Source organism: Streptomyces swartbergensis, from assembly GCF_002148965.1.
GTDB lineage: Bacteria > Actinomycetota > Actinomycetes > Streptomycetales > Streptomycetaceae > Streptomyces > Streptomyces swartbergensis.
The window spans coordinates 1-815 of record NZ_NGFN01000795.1; the positions used below are offsets into that span (position 1 = coordinate 1).

At 71.0% G+C, this 815-nt stretch carries 1 protein-coding gene; it reads left to right on the forward strand.

Annotated elements, in window-relative coordinates:
- Positions 1-567 precede the first annotated feature (567 nt).
- Positions 568-815: SCO5717 family growth-regulating ATPase (locus CA983_RS48785; protein ID WP_425276525.1), on the forward strand; the 248-nt coding region annotated here is incomplete at its 3' end.

The window sequence follows — 815 nt, forward strand, 5'->3', positions numbered from 1 at the left end:
CCCTCGCCGGGTACGCCCTTCGCGCCGCCCGCGCCTGCTGCCGGGGGGTCGCCTGCCGGAGGGCCGGCTGCCGTGCCCCGGCTTCCCGTGGGGTTCGAGCCGCAGGGGGCGCAGTCCCCTGCGGCTCAGTCCCCGGGGACGGGGAGTTCGATCTGGAGCCGGGGGCGCACAACGGGGGGTTGCAGACGGAGTCCGGGCAGTAGCCGCAGTAGTTTCCGCGGAGCGCGACGAGGGGCAGCCGGTGATCGGCTGCCCCTCGTCGCGCTTCTTCACGTTAATCGCCCTRTTTGTTCACCAAAGTGTGTGCCGTGTACGTCACTTCCGGGCAGCTTCTGGGCAGGTTGTGACGCGGCGGACAGGTGCTCGGGGGTGGACGGGCCTGCCGAGGTGGGGCTTGTGGTGATTAGGCTGGGACAGGGCGCGACGTCAGAACCCGTGAGTAGGGGGGTGGGCGTCCCAGGGGGAAAGCGGGGGAGCCTGGATTCGGACGACCTCGGACGACCCCTGTACGCCTCGGAACGACTTCATACGACGTCGGACGACAAGCAAGGGTCGCCCCAGCACGGCATGAGGGTGCTCGACCACACCAGGAGGAACACTGTGAGCAGCGATCGGGACGGGAACCGCGGGGGCTGGGCGACACCCGGCGATGACCAGCCCGACGCGGAGTCCGCGGCAGAGGTGACGGGCGAGTTCACCATCGACTACGCGCCGCCGGCCTGGTACACGCAGAACGCCTCGGGGAGTTCGAGCTCGGGGCAGGGGGCGGGCGCGTCCGAGGACGCCAGTGCTTCCGGAGCGCCCGGGGGGTCCCG